Origin of the sequence: Desulfosporosinus acididurans (assembly GCF_001029285.1) — a bacterium.
GTDB classification, from domain to species: Bacteria; Bacillota; Desulfitobacteriia; order Desulfitobacteriales; family Desulfitobacteriaceae; genus Desulfosporosinus; species Desulfosporosinus acididurans.
In genome coordinates this window covers 18628-37871 of sequence record NZ_LDZY01000007.1, presented here as the reverse complement: position 1 = coordinate 37871, position 19244 = coordinate 18628, and the positions used below count along the sequence as shown (strand labels likewise).

Annotated in this window: 17 protein-coding genes; 5 read left to right on the top strand and 12 right to left on the bottom strand. The window is 41.5% G+C overall.

Annotated features, from left to right (window positions below):
* Window positions 1-12: 12 nt before the first annotated feature.
* The 9 genes from DEAC_RS10900 to DEAC_RS10860 all read right to left on the bottom strand — a co-directional run bounded on the left by DEAC_RS10900 (window position 13) and on the right by DEAC_RS10860 (window position 9832).
* Window positions 13-1461, bottom strand: a complete 1449-nt coding sequence (locus tag DEAC_RS10900; protein WP_047810106.1) for a tagaturonate reductase — start codon at window positions 1459-1461, stop codon at window positions 13-15.
* A gap of 30 nt (window positions 1462-1491) precedes the next feature.
* Window positions 1492-2439, bottom strand: a complete 948-nt coding sequence (locus DEAC_RS10895; protein ID WP_047810105.1) for a sugar kinase — start codon at window positions 2437-2439, stop codon at window positions 1492-1494.
* Between the two features lie 2 nt (window positions 2440-2441).
* A complete protein-coding gene (locus DEAC_RS10890) occupies window positions 2442-3095 on the bottom strand; it encodes a bifunctional 2-keto-4-hydroxyglutarate aldolase/2-keto-3-deoxy-6-phosphogluconate aldolase (protein WP_047810104.1) in 654 nt (217 codons plus the stop codon).
* A 26-nt stretch (window positions 3096-3121) separates the two neighbouring features.
* The gene (gene uxaC / locus DEAC_RS10885; protein ID WP_047810103.1) at window positions 3122-4528 is read right to left on the bottom strand and encodes a glucuronate isomerase; all 1407 of its coding nucleotides are present in this window, start codon (window positions 4526-4528) and stop codon (window positions 3122-3124) included.
* A gap of 92 nt (window positions 4529-4620) precedes the next feature.
* On the bottom strand, window positions 4621-5682 hold the full coding sequence (locus DEAC_RS10880) for an oxidoreductase (protein WP_047810102.1): 1062 nt from the start codon (window positions 5680-5682) through the stop codon (window positions 4621-4623).
* Between the two features lie 109 nt (window positions 5683-5791).
* On the bottom strand, window positions 5792-7084 hold the full coding sequence (locus tag DEAC_RS10875; RefSeq protein WP_047810101.1) for a TRAP transporter large permease: 1293 nt from the start codon (window positions 7082-7084) through the stop codon (window positions 5792-5794).
* Window positions 7081-7569: a TRAP transporter small permease gene (locus DEAC_RS10870; RefSeq protein WP_053006382.1), complete on the bottom strand. Its 489-nt coding sequence runs from the start codon at window positions 7567-7569 to the stop codon at window positions 7081-7083. The genes DEAC_RS10875 and DEAC_RS10870 overlap by 4 nt, the downstream gene beginning before the upstream one ends.
* A 65-nt stretch (window positions 7570-7634) precedes the next feature.
* On the bottom strand, window positions 7635-8657 hold the full coding sequence (locus DEAC_RS10865) for a TRAP transporter substrate-binding protein (protein ID WP_242847147.1): 1023 nt from the start codon (window positions 8655-8657) through the stop codon (window positions 7635-7637).
* Between the two features lie 149 nt (window positions 8658-8806).
* A complete protein-coding gene (locus DEAC_RS10860) occupies window positions 8807-9832 on the bottom strand; it encodes a LacI family DNA-binding transcriptional regulator (protein ID WP_047810099.1) in 1026 nt (341 codons plus the stop codon).
* 370 nt (window positions 9833-10202) lie between these two features.
* Between DEAC_RS10860 and DEAC_RS10855 the strand changes: the two genes are divergently transcribed.
* The 5 genes from DEAC_RS10855 (at window position 10203) to DEAC_RS10835 (ending at window position 15479) form a co-directional block, all read left to right on the top strand.
* Window positions 10203-10409 (top strand): hypothetical protein, encoded by a 207-nt coding sequence (locus DEAC_RS10855; protein ID WP_047810098.1) that lies wholly within the window; start codon window positions 10203-10205, stop codon window positions 10407-10409.
* A gap of 109 nt (window positions 10410-10518) precedes the next feature.
* On the top strand, window positions 10519-12042 hold the full coding sequence (locus DEAC_RS10850; RefSeq protein ID WP_047810097.1) for an ammonium transporter: 1524 nt from the start codon (window positions 10519-10521) through the stop codon (window positions 12040-12042).
* Between the two features lie 59 nt (window positions 12043-12101).
* A complete protein-coding gene (locus tag DEAC_RS10845; RefSeq protein WP_047810096.1) occupies window positions 12102-12440 on the top strand; it encodes a P-II family nitrogen regulator in 339 nt (112 codons plus the stop codon).
* A gap of 95 nt (window positions 12441-12535) precedes the next feature.
* Window positions 12536-13819, top strand: coding sequence for an ArsB/NhaD family transporter (locus DEAC_RS10840; protein ID WP_047810095.1), 1284 nt, complete (start codon window positions 12536-12538; stop codon window positions 13817-13819).
* A 139-nt stretch (window positions 13820-13958) separates the two neighbouring features.
* On the top strand, window positions 13959-15479 hold the full coding sequence (locus DEAC_RS10835; protein ID WP_047810094.1) for a hypothetical protein: 1521 nt from the start codon (window positions 13959-13961) through the stop codon (window positions 15477-15479).
* Window positions 15480-15494: 15 nt separating this feature from the next.
* Here the strand turns inward: DEAC_RS10835 and DEAC_RS10830 are convergent, their stop codons facing one another.
* The 3 genes from DEAC_RS10830 to DEAC_RS10820 form a co-directional block, all read right to left on the bottom strand.
* Window positions 15495-17033 (bottom strand): Na+/H+ antiporter, encoded by a 1539-nt coding sequence (locus tag DEAC_RS10830; protein ID WP_047810093.1) that lies wholly within the window; start codon window positions 17031-17033, stop codon window positions 15495-15497.
* A gap of 151 nt (window positions 17034-17184) precedes the next feature.
* Window positions 17185-18060 carry an N-carbamoylputrescine amidase gene (gene aguB / locus DEAC_RS10825; protein WP_047810092.1) on the bottom strand — a complete coding sequence of 292 codons (876 nt, stop codon included), beginning with the start codon at window positions 18058-18060 and terminating at the stop codon, window positions 17185-17187.
* Between the two features lie 13 nt (window positions 18061-18073).
* Entirely contained in the window at window positions 18074-19117 is a 1044-nt protein-coding gene (locus DEAC_RS10820; protein WP_047810091.1) for an agmatine deiminase family protein, read from the bottom strand.
* Between the last annotated feature and the right edge of the window lie 127 nt (window positions 19118-19244).

Here is a 19244-nt window from a genome sequence, read left to right as displayed (position 1 = left end):
AATCAATCACTCTTATAGTAAGTTTTTTAGGGCTTCGGACATGCCCAGTTTTTCAATAGCTGTCAAGTCCTTGGTAACTGCTTCAGTAAGCCCCGCTACTTCATTCAAGTCCATCTTCCAGTTCTTTTGGTAACCAAGGATCGTGCGGACCAGCTCACTCAGAGCTGCCTCAGAACCATCACACTTCTGCCAGGCTTCTTGATACAGCCCCAGGATATCCGCATCATCAGCTAGTTTAATTGCTTCGTCCCCTCGTTTGCCCTTATAGAATTCTATTAAAGCGGCCAGGGAAAAGACAATTTTTCCAGGCAGCTGCTGATTTCTCCTGACATATTCTAAAAGTGTCGGCAGTACCCTGGTTTCAAATTTAGACATTGAGTTTAAAGCAATGCTGAGTAAATAGTGTTGGACAAAAGGATTAGCAAATCTCTCCAGAACAGCACCTGCAAAATACTTTAACTCTTCTTGAGGCAGATCCAAGGTCGGAATAATTTCTTCATAAATAACATCTTTGATAAATTGACCAATGATTGGGTCTTCAACAGATTGCCCGACGGTATCAAGGCCATAAAGATAAGCTACCGGAACCAAGGAAGTGTGGGCTCCGTTTAAAATTCTTACCTTTCTCGTTCTATAAGGAGTCATGTCACTGACAAACTTAACGTTAAGTCCTGCCTCTTCCGTCGGGAATTCCTTCTTTACCCACTCTGGGCCTTCAATAACCCAGAGATGGAATTGCTCACCGACTACAACTAAATTATCCTCATAACCCAGTTCTTCTGTAATCTCCTTAATCGTATCCCTTGGGTACCCAGTGACAATTCGATCGACGAGAGAACAGCAAAAGGTATTAGAATTTTCCAGCCAGGTTTTAAACTCTTCCCCAAGCTTCCAGAATTCAACATACTTGAGGACGATTTCTTTAAGTTTTTCACCATTTCGGTCAATCAGTTCACATGGTATAATAATCAACCCTTTATCCTTGTCACCGCCAAAGGTCCTAAACCTGTGATATAAAAAGGCGGTTAACTTCCCAGGATAACTTTTCTGAGGAGCGTCAGCCAATTGATCGTTTTCCGCAAAAGCAATTCCCGATTCTGTCGTATTGGAAATGATAAAGCGTAATTCTGGAGTTTCAGCTGCTCGCAAATACTCATCGTACTGAGTGTAGGGATTGATACCCCGGTTTATACTATTAATCACAGAATGTTCTTTGACGGCTTTTCCCTCTTTAATGCCTTGCAGGTAGAGAGTATACAAACCATCCTGGTCGTTTAACTTGTCAACAAGCCCCTGTTCAATCGGCTGAACCACAATAACACTGCCGTCAAAACCTACAGATTTATTCATGATATCGATTTGCCAGTCAACAAAAGCCCTTAAAAAGTTCCCTTCTCCGAACTGAAGAACTCTTTCCGGATGCTTTTTATACTCAGGAAAACTCTCTTTGCTTAATTTCATGTCCAAGACCTCCATTACTTGTCTTTATAGCTATCGTTCAATACGTTGTTTACGACCCATGAACTCTAATAATTGTTCAAAATAGGGGTAGCCATCGGAATCACCCTGCGCTAACGTAGCCATGGCCCCTATTCCATTGGCATATTTGCCGCTTTCCTCCAAGCTTTCCTTTCGTAAAATTCCTGCTAAGAGACCAGCAGCAAACCCATCACCGGCTCCGACAGTATCAATCACTTTCTCTACTTTAAAACCAGGGACATATCGTGATTCAGATTCCTGGCGCAGATAGCACCCTTCACTCCCGAGCTTGATTGCGACTATTTTACTGCCTTGGGCAGTAAAATAGTCAGCTATAGCTTCCACATCCTTTATGCCAAGCAGAAGCTCAGCTTCATCAATACCTGGCATAATAATGTCCGCATAATGAGCGAGTTCTAAAATTGTACTTCTTGCTTCATCAAGACTCCAAAGCTTGAGGCGCAGATTTGGGTCAAAAGATACTAAAACTCCATTAGTTTTAGCTATTTCAACGGCTTTAAAAACAGCTTCGCAGGCACTTGAGGAAAGAGCCGGAGTAATTCCCGTAAAATGAAGTATTTTCGCTTGTTTTAGATAGTCTTCATTAATATCATCAACACTAAGGGTACTGGCAGCTGAGTTTTTACGGTAATAAATGACATTGGGATTAGCGCTTTGATAATTTTCCTTAAATAATAAGCCTGTACTTTCCTGTCTAAGCATTTTAACCTGGGAGGTGTCGACCCCTTCTGCTCGTATGGAATTTAAAATATAGCGTCCAAATTCATCGTCACCAAGCTTGGAAAACCAACCTACCTTATGGCCTAATCTGGCAAGGGCGATAAGGACATTTGACTCCGCTCCGCCTAAGGATTTGCGAAAACCATTCACCTGCCTTAGAGGCCCAGGTGTATCCGGATTAAAAACTACCAAAGATTCTCCAAAACTGACGACGTCCATGGCTATTTCCTCACCTCGGCTATAGCCTTTTGAAACTGCCCAACAAACTGGGCCGCCGTTTTTTCAACAAGTTCATAATCTCCTGTTTTAGCTCCCTTAGTCAATTCGCTGCCTATACCAACAGCTACTGCACCAGCCTTAACCCAATCCTTAATATTGTCCAAAGTGACTCCGCCGGTTGGCATAAAATTAGCTTGTGGAAGAGGTCCCTTGAGAGCGCTGAGAATTCCCGGCCCAAATAAGCTGGCCGGAAAGACCTTGATAATTTCCGCACCGTATTCTAAAGCTTCAACGGCGTCTCTAACCGTAACCACTCCAGGCATAACAGCCACTCGGTAGCGGTTGCAGAGTTTAAGCACCTCTGGATTCAGGCTGGGACTTACAATAAAATCCGCGCCCGCCCTTATACAAGCTGCAGCCGTTTCCGTATCTAAGACCGTTCCAGCTCCGATAATCAGCTCATGGTCTGTATTCGCTTTACATAGCTCTTTAATGATATCTACTGCACCTGGAACAGTCATCGTTAATTCTATACCCCTAATACCGCCTTTTTGGACAGCCTCGACAATTTGAATAGCTTTCTCTTTGGATTCCGCACGTATTACAGCGATAACCCCGGCTTCAAGGATTTTTTCAATCATTTTTATTCTCTTCATATTTCCGCACCTCAATTATTCCTTACCTAAAATTCCATTCCAAAGTACGCTTTAGCATTTTTAAAGCTGATATTTTCAACATAGTTACCGAGAAGTTCTCGATCCTTAGGGACTTCACCGTTTTCAGCCCATACCCCCAGCATTTGGCAAAGTATTCTTCGGAAATACTCATGTCTCGTATAGGAAAGGAAACTGCGTGAATCTGTCAGCATACCAACAAAGGTACCCAGGGCCCCTAAATTGGCCAAGGTTTTCATTTGTTCCAGCATACCCTCTTTGTGATCAATAAACCACCAAGCTGCTCCCAACTGTATCTTTCCGGCAATACCACTGCCTTGGAAACATCCCATCAAGGTAGCTAGAACATAGAAATCATTAGGATTTAAGCTGTAGAGTATAGTCTTAGGCAGAGCATTTTGGGTCTCTAAGGAGTCTAACAGTCGGGAAAGAGGATAAGCAGCTTTACTGTCATTGACAGAATCAAAACCTGTGTCAGGCCCCAACAGCTTAAGCATGCGGGAGTTATTATTGCGATGGGCATTAATATGAAGCTGCATGGTCCAGCCGAGTTCCGTGTACTTTTGACCTAAGAATTGCAAGGTGTGAGTTCTGAATTTTTGTTCCTCCTCAAAACTAATTCTTTGGCCCTGGAGCGTTTTGGCAAATATTCCACTGGCTTCTGCTTCAGAGGTCTCTTGGAAGGGAACATAATCTAAAGCATGATCCGCAACTCTTCCGCCGACAGTATGAAAGAAATCCAAGCGTTTTTTTAAGGCCGCAAGAAAATCAGAGTAGTTTTCGATATTTACCTTAGATACCTGGGCTAACTTATCCACCCAATCTTTAAAACCTTCCTTGTCGATGCCAAGAGCCTTATCAGGCCGAAAGGCCGGATAAACTTTAACCTCAAAATCGGCACAATCTTTGAGTTTGAGATGATATTCCAGGGAATCTGTCGGATCATCCGTGGTACAAATCACCTTAACATTGGACTTCTTGATGATATCTCTAACCCTAAAGCCTTCCCCTGCCAGCAAGGAATTTACCTTTTCCCAAATCGCCGGTGCAGTCTTTTCGTTTAAAACTTCATAGACTTGAAAATAGCGCTGCAATTCCAGATGGGTCCAATGATAAAGAGGATTCCCCAACAGCTTCGGCATGGTTTGGGCCCAGGCCAAAAACTTTTCGTAGTCACTGGAATCCCCGGTAATAAATTTTTCATCAACGCCAACACTTCGCATGGCACGCCATTTATAGTGGTCTCCATAGAGCCAAGCATCAGTTATGTTCTTAAACTGTTTGTTGTCGAAAATTTCCTTAGGACTGATATGACAATGGTAATCAATGATCGGCATAGTTTTGGCATAATTGTGATATAAATCGATGGCTGTTTCAGTTGATAAAAGGAAATTCTCATCCATGAAAGTTGTCATTGTTACCATCTTCCTTTTGTAAATTTGTGCTTTCTGCTTCATATTCATATTACTACTGTTTAATATGCCCACTGAATTTATACTAATCATTTTCACTCAGCAGAATAGGTTAAAGTACGCTGTTGTTTTTGACTTTCTAAAGCTAACTCAATGATGCGAATAGTATTCAAGGCCTCTTCGGGTTTGACTGCTAACTTAATTCCTTGGCTGAGCGCAGCGGAGATGTTTTCATAATAAGCTCGATAATCACCCCTGATGGTTTCTACCTTGCCTATATAATGCAAACCATTGACCTCCGTATTTAACACACCCCAATCCTCTGTCGGCTCTTGTCCCCACAAAGGATCATCATTAGGCATCAGTCCTAATTTCAGGGCCGCTTCTTGTGGATCTAAACCGTATTTTACAAATGAACCCTTTGTGCCGTGGACAATAAAATGGGGTCCTTTTTCTCTTACTAACATACCGGCTTTTAAGGTAACCTTAATTCCCTTCTCGAAATTCAAGATTAACTCGAAAGCATCATCAATTTGGCTATCCTCTCTTTGACGCCGAATATCCGCGGTTACAGACTTTGGTAAGCCAAAAAGAACTTGGGCCTGGTCAATGAGATGCGAACCTAAATCAAAAACGATACCGGCACCGGGGTTCTCTTCCTCTTTCCAGGTGTGAGGCCGCAAATAGTTAATATAGCGGTCATAATGAACTTCAACTTCGACGACCCGCCCCAGCAGCCCTTGCTCTATTACCTGACGTACTGTTTGAAAATCGCCGTCCCAGCGTCGATTTTGAAAAACACTAAGCAGACAGTTTTTCTCCTGAGCCAGCTTAATCAAAGTCTTAGCTTCAGCAGACGTTGCCGTAAAGGGTTTGTCTACAACGACATGTTTTCCTGCTTCCAAGGCCAGTCGGGCATAATCAAAGTGGGTTGCATTTGGGGTAGCGATGACGACAAGTTCAATCTCAGGATCAGCCAAAAGTTCCTCAACACTCTTTACAGAAGAAACCCATGGATAACGATCCTTAGCTTTTTGTTCACGACGCTCGACCACCGTTTTTAAATTTAAACCGTTGACAGAAGAAATAATCGGGGCATGAAAAGCCTGTCCTGCCATTCCATAACCCACTAAGCCAACTTCAGTTATTTTGCTCAAATTATTTCACCACCAGTATTAATTTTTATAATTTTTCCAAAACTGCGTTATAAGTAATCGGGTGACCATTTTTAAAATGGCCACCCAACAAGCATTCAAAGTTTCCTCTTTAGTGAACTAAAATTTTGGGTAACGTTAAAGAAATTGCTGGCACATAGGATAATAACATTAACATACAAAACATAACTGCCAAAAAGGGCAACATGGCTTTAAAGGCCTGTTCAAGTTTCAAATTGCCCATGGAACAGCCGACATAAATGGCAGCTCCGATTGGCGGCAGCAAAAGACCCATTCCTAAAGCTAACATCATCATAACGCCAAATTGAATTGGATCGACGCCAACCTTTGTAGCAATGGGAAGAAGAATTGGGGTAGCTACCAAAATTAACGGTGCCATATCCATAATTAAGGCAAAAGCAAGCAAGATAAGATCGATCAATAGAATAACCACATGAGGGTTACTGGATAACCCAGTGATAAAACTCATGACTGCATCCGGAATATGAAGATAGGAAAGAAACCAGGAAAAAGCAGAAGATGCGGAAATCAAAAACAGTACAACGGAAAGTTTGCGGAAGGTCTTGACTAAAATATTATGAACACCTTTAGGTCCAACTTCCCGAAAGACAAAGGTAACGATAATCAAAGCATAAACTACCGCGATTGCTGCGGATTCATTAGCGGTAAAAACACCGCCCAAAACTCCTAACATGATAATTCCTGCTGTGGACAGACTTAACAGTCCTTCGGCAATAACACGCAAGCGTTGATTCTTGGGAATGACATCCCCTCGTGGATAATTGCGACGCACTGCAATGACATAACTGGTAACCATCAGAGACAAACCCAAGGCAATTCCCGGAATTAATCCTGCCGCAAATAATCCGGCAATGGATACTCCACCGGCGACTAAAGAATATAAAATCATATTATGACTTGGCGGGAGCAAAACTCCCTGTATAGCACCAGTGCAAGTTACACTGACAGCGTAATCATCATCATAACCGCGCATCCTCATCATGGGGATCATAATACTGCCAATAGATGAAGCATCAGCTACGGCTGAACCTGTAATTCCTCCAAAAAACATAGTTGAGAGAACGTTCACTATAGCTAAACCGCCTCTGAAACGACCGACTAAAAGATTGGAAAGTTTAATGAGCCTTTCCGAAATGCCGCCCTCCCCCATAATTTCACCCGCGAAAATAAACAAGGGAATGGCCATCATAGAGGTTGAATTGAGCCCGGTCAACATACGCTGACCCACAACTTCCAGGGGAACACCTAGATATATGCCCGTTAAGACTGAAGAAACCGCAAGACTGAGAGCTACCGGAACATGCAAAAAGCTTAAGATTAAAAAAGTCCCTATTAATAATGCAATAGCTATACCTGTACTCATACTTTGCCTCCTTCATCCAAGAAAGGACCTAAGAGCCGATCAACTACAATAACGAGACCAGTAAAGGGAATCACCATATATTGAACTCCATTAGGCAGTCCTGTGGCGGGAAGCTGTGAACTCCAGGTTAGAACCGTAAATTTGTAGCCTTCGATCATCAGAAACAGGCCAAAGAGGACACTTAATACATCAGATAATATATTCAAAGCTTTTTGAACAGGAGACGGAAAATGGTCATAGAGAACAGTGATACTCAAGTGAACTTTCCGGCCAATACCAGTGGCAATGCTGAGGAAACCATACGCTGTCATAAACAAAAGCGCTACTTCTTCAGACCATGCTGGTGTATTACGTAAAACATAACGGCTAAACACCTGACAGAAAACTATAATAACCATTACGGCCATCATATAGGAGCCAATAGACTCGACGACATTGTCAAATACGCCGACGAAAGTTTTTAAAGTTCTTTTAATGGATGACATGACTGACTCCTTTCATATAAAACTGTGGAAGGGGATGGCCAGTCAATCTGGCCATCCAAAACCTTTTATTTTGTAGCTCGAATTTTGGCGATGATATCTTTGAATTCAGAACCGTATTTGTCATATAAAGGTTGAACTGCTTTTTGCCATTCTGCAACATCGACTTGGCTGATAACATTGCCATGAGCAGTAACTTCTTGTTTAGCTTTGTTTTCTAATTGAGTCCAGGAAGTACGTTCTGCGGCTTGAGAATCCTTAGCAGCTTGCATAATTAACTTTTGGTCAGCAGCTGAAAGCTTATTCCAAGAGGTTTGGCTGGCTAAGAGGATTTCCGGAGTCCGGGTATGATCGTCTTCAGTAAAATATTTGGCTACTTGATAATGGTTTGTGGAGTAATAACTAGGCCAGTTGTTCTCTGCCCCGTCGATAACACCTGTTTGCAGAGCACCATAAACATCGCCATAGGCCATCGGGGTAGGGGAAGCACCCAGGGCCTTCACCAGGTCAATATACATCGGTGATTGCTGAACGCGAATCTTCATTCCTTTTAAATCACTGGGATGAACCACCGCATGTTTGGAATTATAGAAGCTTCTGGCTCCAGAGTCATAATAGGTTAAACCGACCATTTTGGCCGTAGATAACGTCGAAAGGATTTGGTCTCCAATGGGTCCATTCAGGACGTCCCACATTTGCTGACTGGAGTTAAAGAGATAGGGTAAATTTAAAACATTAAGCTGTTTATCAAAACTGGCCAAAGGTGAAGCATTAATCCGAGCAAAATCGATAGCTCCAAGTTGAACTTGCTCAGCTACAGTAGCCTCGTCACCTAACTGGGCATTGGGATAAACTGTAACCGTAATCCGACCATTACTGCGTTGCTTAACAAGATCAGCAAACTTTTGATCCCCAGCAACTGTCGGATAATTCGTGGGCTGGTCATCCGCTAAACGCAAGGTAATATGAGCGCCGCTTGAAGCACTTCCAGCACTGCCGGTACTTTGACCGGTCGAGGTGCCACAGGCCGTAAGAGTTAACATAGCTGCAATCGTCAATCCAACAATTGCCAATCGTTTAGCTTTTTTCATTTTCACTATTTTTTCCTCCCAAAACTCTTTTCTTTATATTCCCCAAAAATTTAAAATTAATTAAAGTTTAGGTAACGGTTTTGTAAACCGGTTTACTAAAGTGGTAAAAAATTTTTCCACGTTGATGTGGAAAAGATTTATCTTACCTGTTACAAACTTGTGGAACCGCGCACAATCAATTCCGAAGGTAATTCCAGCAATTTCGGCTTTGCCTTACGTCGTTTCCCTATGATTCGATTGATCAGCATTTTAGCGCTCTCAACTCCAATCATGTAAGAAGGCTGAGAAATCGCAGTTATCCCGGGAGGAATTAGTGTTGCCCAACCCATATCATCATAACCGCAAACTCCTAAATCGTCTGGCATAGCTAAATTTAATTTGCGAATTTCTTGGAGAAGATTGAGCAAGGTTACGCCATTGACAGCCATTACTGCCTGTTTTTTTGTTTCACCTGCCATACGAAAGCGTTGCAGAGCATCCTCAATGGATTTGGGATTGCTGTTATCTATGACATAGACAAGGTCATGAGCCTCAATATTCTGGGACAATTGGTAAGCGTGCAAAAATGCATTCTGCCGGATATGACGCGAACTGCTCCAATTGGTTTCCTCGGTAAAGAAGGCCACTCGCTGGAAGCCAACATCGAAAAGATATTGAACCGTCTGCGTTGTCATCGCAAAATTGTTACTTGTTACAGTATCAAACTTCAATTCTGGAAGGGCACGGTCTGTTAAAACAATAGGTAAGCCTTGTTCTTGAAGAGAAAGCAAATAATCAATATTTTGACCTGTACTGTTAACGATTAAGCCTTCAATTCGATTGTCAATCAGGGATTGAATGTATTTTTTTTCGAGCTCAGGCTCATTGTCGGTGTTGGCAATAATTATTTGATAACCCTTTTCTTGACAATAATCGCCGATCCCTTTAAGTACTATTGCGAAAAAAGGATTGGTGATATCTGATATTATGGCGCCAATTAATCCACTCTTGTTAGATTTTAAACCTCTAGCCAGATTATTTGGCCGATAGCCTAAGGTTTCAACAACTTCTTCAATACGTTTTCGTGTTTCCTCAGACATGAATTCATAATGACCATTCAAGTAGCGGGAAATCGTTGTTTTGGAAACTCCCGCTTTACTTGCAACTTCATCAATGGTCGTTTTTGTTTGCTTAATCTCAGTCCCACCTCCTTCAATTTCAATCTAATGTTTTGAAGAAGTTATAGAAATCAGTTTTGTAAACCGGTTTACATAACCCATAATAATAATTCTCAAGATTTTTGTCAATACACATTTTTTAAACAATTCACCTCCAATCTTCCATTTCAAAATCTCATCAAGTATTTACCAGTTTGTTATTCGTACTCTCAAAATGTATACAATGTTTTTTCCGAAAGTATCTAGACTTCACAACTATTACTCCGTATAATAACCGTAATGAGCAAAGGCGCTCTCGAATGAATTTCGAGAGCGCCTTATTTATTTCAAGCAAAGACGCTTGGGCAATGATGTCCGAGCGTCTCTTTTATTTTAAGGAGGTGATTCCATGAAAATACTCAAGGTCCTGATAGGTGCAGACATTTTTATTATACTTTCTGGTTTATCCTGGCTGTTGATAATCCCGAACTTCTATTTAAGTGCTTTTAACCGGCCATTGCCATCATCGTTTTTAGGAATGTTGGTTCTTTTATTCGGTATCTACAAAGGTTTTCATTTGCGCAGGACCTATTTAAGACTTAGAAGTCAATCCTAACAGCTTTATAAACTCATCGTTAGCCATTATTTCTTTATTAATACGTGGAAATTGAAACATCCTAAAAAACGTCTATATTGTCTATTATTAATGAAAGGGGCAGGGAAAAATGAAAAGATCAAAATTGATTAAGATCACGTTGTTAACCGTATTTTTGATTCTCATGATTGCTACAGTAGCCTTAGCGGCCGGTGGTGATCCCTCAGGAGCAAACACCGGAGGAATCGCCGATATCGCCGCTGCTAAAGCTGGAGATCCAACATTATCGGAAGTCGCCGCTCAAGTTGGTAAAAACAAAATTGGAATCAATTTTGTTTGGACCTTACTTACGGGTTTTATGGTTTTCTTCATGCAAGCAGGATTTGCCTTAGTTGAAGCCGGTTTTACCCGTGCTAAAAATGCCGCTCATACCATGGCTATGAATTTAATGGTCTTCTTGGTGGGAGCTATCGGTTATTATCTTGTAGGATTCGGTTTGATGTTTGGCGGAGTTGGCGCAGTGGGTGCCTTAGGCGGAACGCCTCCACTTACCGGGGAATTTGCTGTCAACGGTTGGGGATTGTTCGGTCATACAGGCTTTTTTCTAACTTCTGGAGGAACTTATGACGTGGGAGTATTTATTCTCTTCCTGTTCCAAATGGTATTTATGGATACCGCAGTGACTATACCAACAGGAGCACAGGCGGAGCGTATCAAGTTCTCCGCAGTTGTCATTGGCAGCTTCTTCATTTCTATGATTCTTTATCCCATTTATGGCAACTGGGTTTGGGGCGGCGGCTGGCTTTCCCAAATTGGTTCTAAATGGGGCCTGGGGCATGGGGTCGTTGACTTTGCAGGTTCCGGTGTTGTTCACAGTATCGGAGGAGGGTGCGCCTTAGCTGCTGCTTTAGTTTTAGGACCACGTATTGGAAAATATGTTAACGGAAAAGTTAACGTCATCCCCGGTCATGATATCCCTATGGCAATTCTGGGTACAATCATCTTGTTCTTCGGATGGTTTGGCTTTAATCCCGGAAGCACCTTAGCCGGTACAGACTTACGTATTTCCGTTGTTGCTGTTAATACCATGTTAGCAGGTGCTGTGGGCGGTTTTGTTGCCATGATGATTATGTGGATTAAATATAAGAAACCAGATCCCTCTATGATGTGTAACGGTACTTTAGCAGGTTTAGTTGCTATTACTGCCCCCTCCGGCTTCGTCTCAGTCAATTCCGCAGTTATTATTGGAGCAATAGCCGGAGCCCTTGTAGTAGCCAGTGTACTCTTTATCGATCGCAAATTGAAGATCGATGACCCCGTGGGAGCTATCTCCGTTCATATGGTAAATGGCATCTGGGGCGTCATCAGTGTCGGGATCTTTGCCGACGGTACTTACGGCGATGGACTCAACGGCGTTGCCGGAGGAGTAACCGGCCTGCTTTATGGAAATGTCGGACAGTTTGGCGCCCAATTAATCGACGCCGCAGTAGTTCTGGTTTGGAGTATTGGCTTGTCTTATATCTTCTTTAAGATTCTCAATGCAACTCTCGGTATGCGTGTGAAACCGGAAGACGAATTAGCTGGATTGGATATTCCAGAAATGGGCATGTTAGCTTATCCAGAATTCGTTATGCAGTCATCAACCGGCGAATAAGTTCAGATACTTCTTTAGAATTGATTAACGCGGCCCATAAATATGAAAGGGGAATTTTTATGAAAAAAATTGAAGCCATAATCCGGCCGGGTAAACTGGATGAAATCAAAGATGCCCTGGCGGCTTCCGGAATCTTAGGCATTACTGTAACCCATGTTCTTGGTTTTGGCAGACAAAAAGGTTATACGCAAATTTACCGGGGGCAAGAAGTTGTTTCACATTTGCTTTCGAAGATTAAAATAGAAATCGTCACTGTTGATGAAAAGTTAGATGAGGTTATCGATATTATCGTTAAAACTGCACGTACTGGTCAGGTTGGCGATGGCAAACTATTTATTCATAATGTGGAGGAAGTTATTCGTATTCGCACCGGCGATAAAGGCGAGAAAGCTATTTAGCGATGGCAAAGATTAGAGAAGGCTGATTATTTACGAATAAATAATCAGCCGCCTTTATTTTAGCTTCTTGCCAACCTGGAAAGGAGAAACAGAATGTGACATTAGCTGAGCCTTTAGTCATAACCCTGGTCATCTTCCTTTTAACCTACGGCCTCATAATCACAGAAACTCTTAACCGAACCGTTGTTGCTTTAATAGGCGCTAGTTTAATACTTTTCGCTAATGTTCTAAATCAGGAACAAGCAATTCACGCCATTGACTTCAATACAATTGGTCTGTTAATTGGAATGATGATCATTGTTGGTATAACTCGTCGAACGGGAGTTTTTGAATATACGGCTATCAAAGCCGCCAAGCTTGCTAAAGGTGACCCAGTATTAATTTTAGCGGCCCTTTCTGCAGTAACGGCAATAACTTCATCATTACTTGATAATGTAACAACGGTTTTACTGATAGTACCTGTAACATTTTCCATTTGTTCTGAGTTGTCTATCGATCCCATACCTTTTCTTATCAGCCAAATCCTCGCCTCGAATATCGGCGGTACCGCAACTTTAATCGGAGACCCTCCCAATATTATGATTGGCAGTGCTTCCGGCCTGAGCTTCCTGGATTTTGCTCAAAATCTCTTCATCCCCATTGCCGCTACATTTTTAATAACCATGCTGATTTTACGGGTTATTTATCGTAAAAAGCTAACAGCGTCGGAACTTGCCAGGGCTCGAATTATGGATTTACCGGAACTCGAAGCTATAAAAGATTTTGCTTTGCTAAAGAAGTCTCTGTTCGTCCTAACTCTGACAATTTTAGGCTTTCTATTGCATAAAGTACTTAATTTTGAACCAGCGACTATTGCCATAGGGGGAGCCACGCTTTTATTGTTAATTACCAAGGAAGAACCTGAAGATATCTTTCTGACTATCGAATGGCCGACTCTCTTTTTCTTTGCAGGCTTATTTATCATTGTTGGCGCTTTAGATCAAGTCGGAGTGATTGAATGGGTTGCCAGGAGATCTATTGAAGCTACAGGCGGAGTTATCTCTGCTACGACGATGTTAATCTTATGGTTATCCGCGATTGCGTCCGCATTTATCGATAACATCCCTTTCGTCGCTGCAATGATTCCACTTATCCAAAAAATGGGGCAAATCGGAGGAATTACAAACTTAAAACCCTTATGGTGGGCTTTATCCCTGGGAGCATGCTTGGGTGGCAACGGGACACTTATTGGAGCTTCTGCAAACGTCATTGTAGCTGGGCTAGCTGAAAAAAACGGAGTTATCCTCACTTACAAAGGTTTCCTTAAAATAGCTTTCCCCTTAATGATTTTGTCGGTTATCATTTCCACCGTTTATATTTTCGCAGTATATCTGAGGTAGTTAAAATTTTTCATTGAAAAACTTCACGACCGGGCACCAAATCTTGCCAGGATTTGTAGTGATAAAGTGTTTTAGTGAGCCCTCTGTCTATAGAAAACAGGGCTCACTTTTGCTTTTTTACGGTTAGGAGGATGCGCTCATGAAGTATAACCTAGAACCTCAAGACAAACTACAAGATAAACTAAGGGATGTATTAGGTGAGGAAATGTTCAATGTTTGTCTTGAAAGCCCAGAAAAAGCAACCGCTTTTGGATGGTTATTCTCATTTGCTATTGCAGATTTTGATCAAAAACAAGGGATATCTTCCGTCACTTCCAATGAACTTCTTAAAGCAAAAGAAGATTTGGGGGAAGAGTTCTGTCTCTGGTGTTCACGAAACTATTCAAACCTCAGGAACCTAATAACTTTGTTAGACTCGTATGTAAACACCTATGAAATTAATAAAAAAAATAAAGAGCATCTCAATCATCTTTTCCAAAGGATTAATAGCAACAATTACAAGGCTAGGGCTGTTTCCTTAGTTAAAGCCTATAAAAAGGATCAGCCCACAAATCTAATCGACCTCTTTCAAAGAATCAACATAACCCTTGTGAGTGACCTTAAGGGGATATTCTCCCAAAGGTTATGTGCCGACGATGAATCTGATCTTCGAGGATTCATGGGATGGTTAAAGGAAGACCTTATGGCGGTTTTATGTAATGACCTCCAAAGATTATTTAACAAACCTCGAACATTTAAACTAATGAGAAGTCGTGCCATGGGATCAACACTTCATGAAATCAGTTTAGATTTAGGAATCACCCGGCAAAGAGTACGTCAAATCGAGAAAACGCTGCAAAATCATTTTAATAATTATGTTGCAACGTTTTGGCCCCATTATATTCTTTCTGCCTTTGCCGAAACTACAACTTATGTTTCAGTTAACGCCCTCGAAGAATATTTTGGCAGTTTATCAGATGTTCTTTCCTATTGCCTAAAAGAAAGTGATTGCTCTAGCTTACAATGGTGCAGCGAACTTAACGGTTTTATTATTGGAGACGGGCATTGGTATTCACTATTAAAAGGCTATAAAAATTTACTGCCTGAGATGCTCGATTATGATTTCGTAGATCCTTTAATTCATGAAATTATGCTAAAGTTCTCACTTCCTATAAGCTTTAAAGACACAAAAACGGTCATTCTTTCCGGGTACAGTCTATCTGGCAAAGTATATTTAAAAAATAAAATCAGCCTTTCTCAAATGTACCATGCTGTCCTCGAAAGGTTTTATCCCAATGGGATCGAACTTTATAACCCTTCCGAAGCGAATTGTTTTCGTAATTATGTACGAAGATTATTCGGGGAGGTAAATCTCCCCAAAAATAATCGCGCCCTCGATGTGCGTCTAGCTGACTTTACAATCTTATGCGATAGGAGAAAGCGCATTTTGCCAAGCGGTGTCAAAGTCTCCCTGGATTTGCTGAATAAGATCCACGAAGCCATAAAGGCATCTAAAAAACACGAAATCCTGTTTAAAGAACTATTCGAAACCTTTAAAAAAGAACTTTTACAAACAAGTAATATTTCAAACAGTTATTTTTTACAGGGTCTCCTGAAATATACTTTTGCTGATGAATTTGACTTCACCCGATATTCTTTAAAAAAGCGAGAAGACGATTAGAAAAAGCTAAATGTTCTAATCATTATGTTTCTCATTATGGTCATTTTCTAGATCGCCAATAATTTTGGCCGCCATAGTATAGTCCATAATTCCATTGCGCGCTGCCTCTTGCAAAGCATTTCGTTGAGCCGTCAAAACAATTTTGCCTGCTTTATCTCGCTCTGTGGCTATAATTACCTCATTGTTTAAATGAAGCTCCTTAATCAAATCGTCAATTTCTTTCTGTCTCTCGAGTAATGATTTCACCGCATCATCACGGGCTATTTGGGAAACGTTCCCCATATGCACATGACGATCAATCTCAGCTAAAGCTGAACGTAAGGCCATACTTTCTCCTAACAGGTTTTGGTAATCTCTCAGCTCCTCATTAGTAGTAGTCAGTCCCAATTTGTTAATCAGAGGCTCTATCGTCAAGCCCTGTGCTACCAAAGAAAAGAGAACTACCCCAAAGGTAACGGGAATTAAGAAACTGCGTTCCGGTATAGAAGCCTCAAGACCCAAGACCATAGCCATTGACAAAGCCCCCCGCAGACCGCTCCAGACTAAAACATGTTGATAATTCCTAGGGATTGATAATCCGAACCTATTTAAAACTCCTGACAATCCATAGATTGAAAATGCCCGTCCCAGCAAGACAGCGATAACAGCAATTACCACTGAGATAAGATTTTCTCTGAAGGATATATTCGTCATTTCCAAACCAACGAGTAAGAATACCAAAGAATTGGCTACAAAAGCCGCATATTCCCAGAACGAAAGTACCGCCAAACGCGATACAGGAGTCATACCACGTTTCATTCCATAATTTCCAACTACTAAACTAGCGGCAACCACAGAAATGACCCCAGAAACATGAAATCCTTCAGCAGCCATATAAGAACCGAAAGCCGTAATTGTCGTTAAGGTTATTTCCAATAAATGGTCATCGAATTCCTGAGTAATTCTGGAGGCAGCTGCTCCAATAGCAATACCCACAAGAGCACCGCCGAAAAAAGTTCGAATAAAGGCTAATTCACTCTGAGCCAGAGAAAAGGTTCCAGTTATAAGGATACCTTGGATAACGCTGAATAAAATGACGGCAATCCCATCATTAAATAGACTCTCCGCTTCGACAATAACAGACAGTCGTTTAGCAACTCCTAAACGTTTAAAAATCGCTAAAACAGAAATCGGATCCGTTGGCGAGATAATTGCCCCAAACAAGAGTGCCAACAGTAACTGTAGTCCCAAGAGTATATGCAGCGTATAGCCAACAACGAAGGTAGATAATACTGTTCCCAGTAAAGCCAAGGCAGTGATAATCTTCCAATTTTTCTTCAAAGGCTCCAAGTGAATATTAATCCCAGCCTCAAACAAAAGCGGCGGTAGGAAAATTGCAAATAAAACCTCTGGTTCCAAATGAACTCCCGGCAAAAGTTTTAAATAACCAACAAATAAGCCGGTTAATACCAAGGCAATAGTGTAAGGTATTTTAATAAATCGTCCTAACATTGCAACAACTGAGGTTAAGAGCAACAGCCAGATAAAAACCGATGAATGAACAAGTCCTGTCATGACACCCTCCTTGTTTCACCAAATTAACCGCATTATCTTGCTTTTGGAATCAGATGATTCCAAATTTATAACATAGGCACTTCGCTTCATGAAAGCGAAGTGCCTATCAACTTGTCTCTTAGTCTCTATATGACAGTAAAACCAAAACCATTTAAATCGTTATCTCACCATCATAGGATGAAATAATTTTATATAAATCAGGTCGTCGGTCTCGAAAAATTCCCCATTCTAACCTTTGGATCTCTAATTGTTCTAAATCAAACTCAGTCACTAAAGTAGTTTCCTCTGTACGACCGGCTTCAACAATCTTATTTCCCTGAGGGCCGGCAATGAACGACGAACCGTAGAAGGTAATACTGGAATCCTCATCGTCTTCAACACCCACGCGATTAGAGGCAACGACTGGTATTAAATTAGCTGCTGCATGCCCCAGCATGCAGTTTTGCCAGTGATCCCGGGAATCAATGGTACCGTCTTGCGGCTCAGATCCTATAGCAGTCGGATAAAATAACAACTCAGCCCCCAATAAGGTCATACACCGTGCAGCCTCAGGATACCATTGATCCCAACACACCCCTACCCCGATCCTGGCATAACGCGTCTTCCAAACTTTAAAGCCGGTATCGCCAGGATTAAAGTAAAACTTTTCTTCATATCCGGGACCATCAGGTATGTGACTCTTACGATACTTACCTAATACTTCTCCATTGGCGTCAATAACTGCTAAAGAATTGTATCGGGCATAGTTTTTCTTTTCATAAAAACTAATGGGTAAAACAATCTGAAGCTCTTTAGCAACCTTTTTAAAATGTTGAACTGCTTTATTTTCTTCCAGCTCAGAAGCGTAGCGATAATATTCTGCCTTTTCTTTTTGACAAAAATAAGGAGTTTCGAAAAGCTCCTGCAATAATATAATTTGCGCACCATTCCCGGCAGCCTCGCGAACTAATCGTTCAGCCTTAGCAATATTTTCAGTGATGTTGTCCGAACAACTCATTTGGGTTGCAGCAACTTTTACTGTTCTCATAATAGTTCCTTTCCTATAGTCTATTGATCCCAGTCGGCATTTGCTGAGTAGTACAATGGACGTTTCCGCCCTCCCTGATAACCCCCATACCATTTACAGTACGAATCCGCCGTTGTGGAAAGATTCTCGTCAGAGTCAATTTAGCTAATTCATCCGTTTCAGCAGCCTGGCCGCCAAAGACCGGAAAGATTATTCCTCCATTAACAAAATAGAAATTGAGATAACTTAACGTTAGACGTGCTCCCGTTTCAGGATCATATAATTTGGGAGGCTGCTGGATAGGGATAATTTCAAAAGATCTTCCCCTGGCATCGGTTTCCCCTTGAAGCAACTCTAAGTTTGTGCGGGTAATCTCATAGTTTCCGTCATTAGGATCATTACAAACTTGCAAAAGGATTTTGCCTGGGGCGGCAAAACAGGCAATGTTATCCACATGCCCATCTGTCTCATCCCCTTCCAACCCCCTTTTCAGCCAGATTACCTTCCGGACATTCAGATTATTTTTAAGTTCAGCTTCAATCTGTTCTTTGGTTAATTCAGAGTTTCGATTCTGATTAAGCAAACATTCTTCAGTAGTCAAGAGCGTTCCTTCACCATCAACATGGAGCGATCCTCCTTCCATAACGAGAGAAGCGTCAAACCGTTTGATATTGAAATACTCTAAGAGTTTAGACGCGACTCGGTCATCTAAATCCCAGGATTCATATTTTCCGCCCCAGGCGTTAAAACGCCAATTCACCCCAGCAAGTTGCCCCAAGTTATTAACTAAAAAGGTTGGGCCGTTGTCCCTTAGCCAAGCGTCATTGTGCTCAATCTCCAAAAATTCGATCCTTTTATCGGTGAAAATCGAACACAGAGCTTTTGAATCGTCAGGATTCACAAGCACCGTGATAGGTTCGAATTCAGCAACTGCCTGGATAATCTCTGTATACCCCTTACATACAGTTTCATAATCCTCAGGATGGCACATAGAGGCTTGAACAGGCCAAGAAATGAAAGTCCGCCTATGTTCAGACCATTCAGCAGGCATTCGGTAATTGAAATTGATTGGATACATTATATATTCCCCTTCATAACTCTAGGTTATTTCTTAATTGATTCATTTAATTCTACTTCATCATTAGGAGAATTTAAAGTTGTTTCTATATGGTATTGGAATTCGAATTGTAGATTCGAATCGTATT

Bases quoted from the DNA above. Each gene is read 5' to 3' on its own strand.
- DEAC_RS10900 (WP_047810106.1), bottom strand. From the start codon at position 1,461: ATGAAATTAAGCAAAGAGAGTTTTCCTGAGTATAAAAAGCATCCGGAA.
- DEAC_RS10895 (WP_047810105.1), bottom strand. From the start codon at position 2,439: ATGGACGTCGTCAGTTTTGGAGAATCTTTGGTAGTTTTTAATCCGGAT.
- DEAC_RS10890 (WP_047810104.1), bottom strand. From the start codon at position 3,095: ATGAAGAGAATAAAAATGATTGAAAAAATCCTTGAAGCCGGGGTTATC.
- uxaC (WP_047810103.1), bottom strand. From the start codon at position 4,528: ATGACAACTTTCATGGATGAGAATTTCCTTTTATCAACTGAAACAGCC.
- DEAC_RS10875 (WP_047810101.1), bottom strand. From the start codon at position 7,084: ATGAGTACAGGTATAGCTATTGCATTATTAATAGGGACTTTTTTAATC.
- DEAC_RS10870 (WP_053006382.1), bottom strand. From the start codon at position 7,569: ATGTCATCCATTAAAAGAACTTTAAAAACTTTCGTCGGCGTATTTGAC.
- DEAC_RS10865 (WP_242847147.1), bottom strand. From the start codon at position 8,657: ATGAAAAAAGCTAAACGATTGGCAATTGTTGGATTGACGATTGCAGCT.
- DEAC_RS10855 (WP_047810098.1), top strand. From the start codon at position 10,203: ATGAAAATACTCAAGGTCCTGATAGGTGCAGACATTTTTATTATACTT.
- DEAC_RS10850 (WP_047810097.1), top strand. From the start codon at position 10,519: ATGAAAAGATCAAAATTGATTAAGATCACGTTGTTAACCGTATTTTTG.
- DEAC_RS10845 (WP_047810096.1), top strand. From the start codon at position 12,102: ATGAAAAAAATTGAAGCCATAATCCGGCCGGGTAAACTGGATGAAATC.
- DEAC_RS10835 (WP_047810094.1), top strand. From the start codon at position 13,959: ATGAAGTATAACCTAGAACCTCAAGACAAACTACAAGATAAACTAAGG.
- DEAC_RS10830 (WP_047810093.1), bottom strand. From the start codon at position 17,033: ATGACAGGACTTGTTCATTCATCGGTTTTTATCTGGCTGTTGCTCTTA.
- aguB (WP_047810092.1), bottom strand. From the start codon at position 18,060: ATGAGAACAGTAAAAGTTGCTGCAACCCAAATGAGTTGTTCGGACAAC.
- DEAC_RS10820 (WP_047810091.1), bottom strand. From the start codon at position 19,117: ATGTATCCAATCAATTTCAATTACCGAATGCCTGCTGAATGGTCTGAA.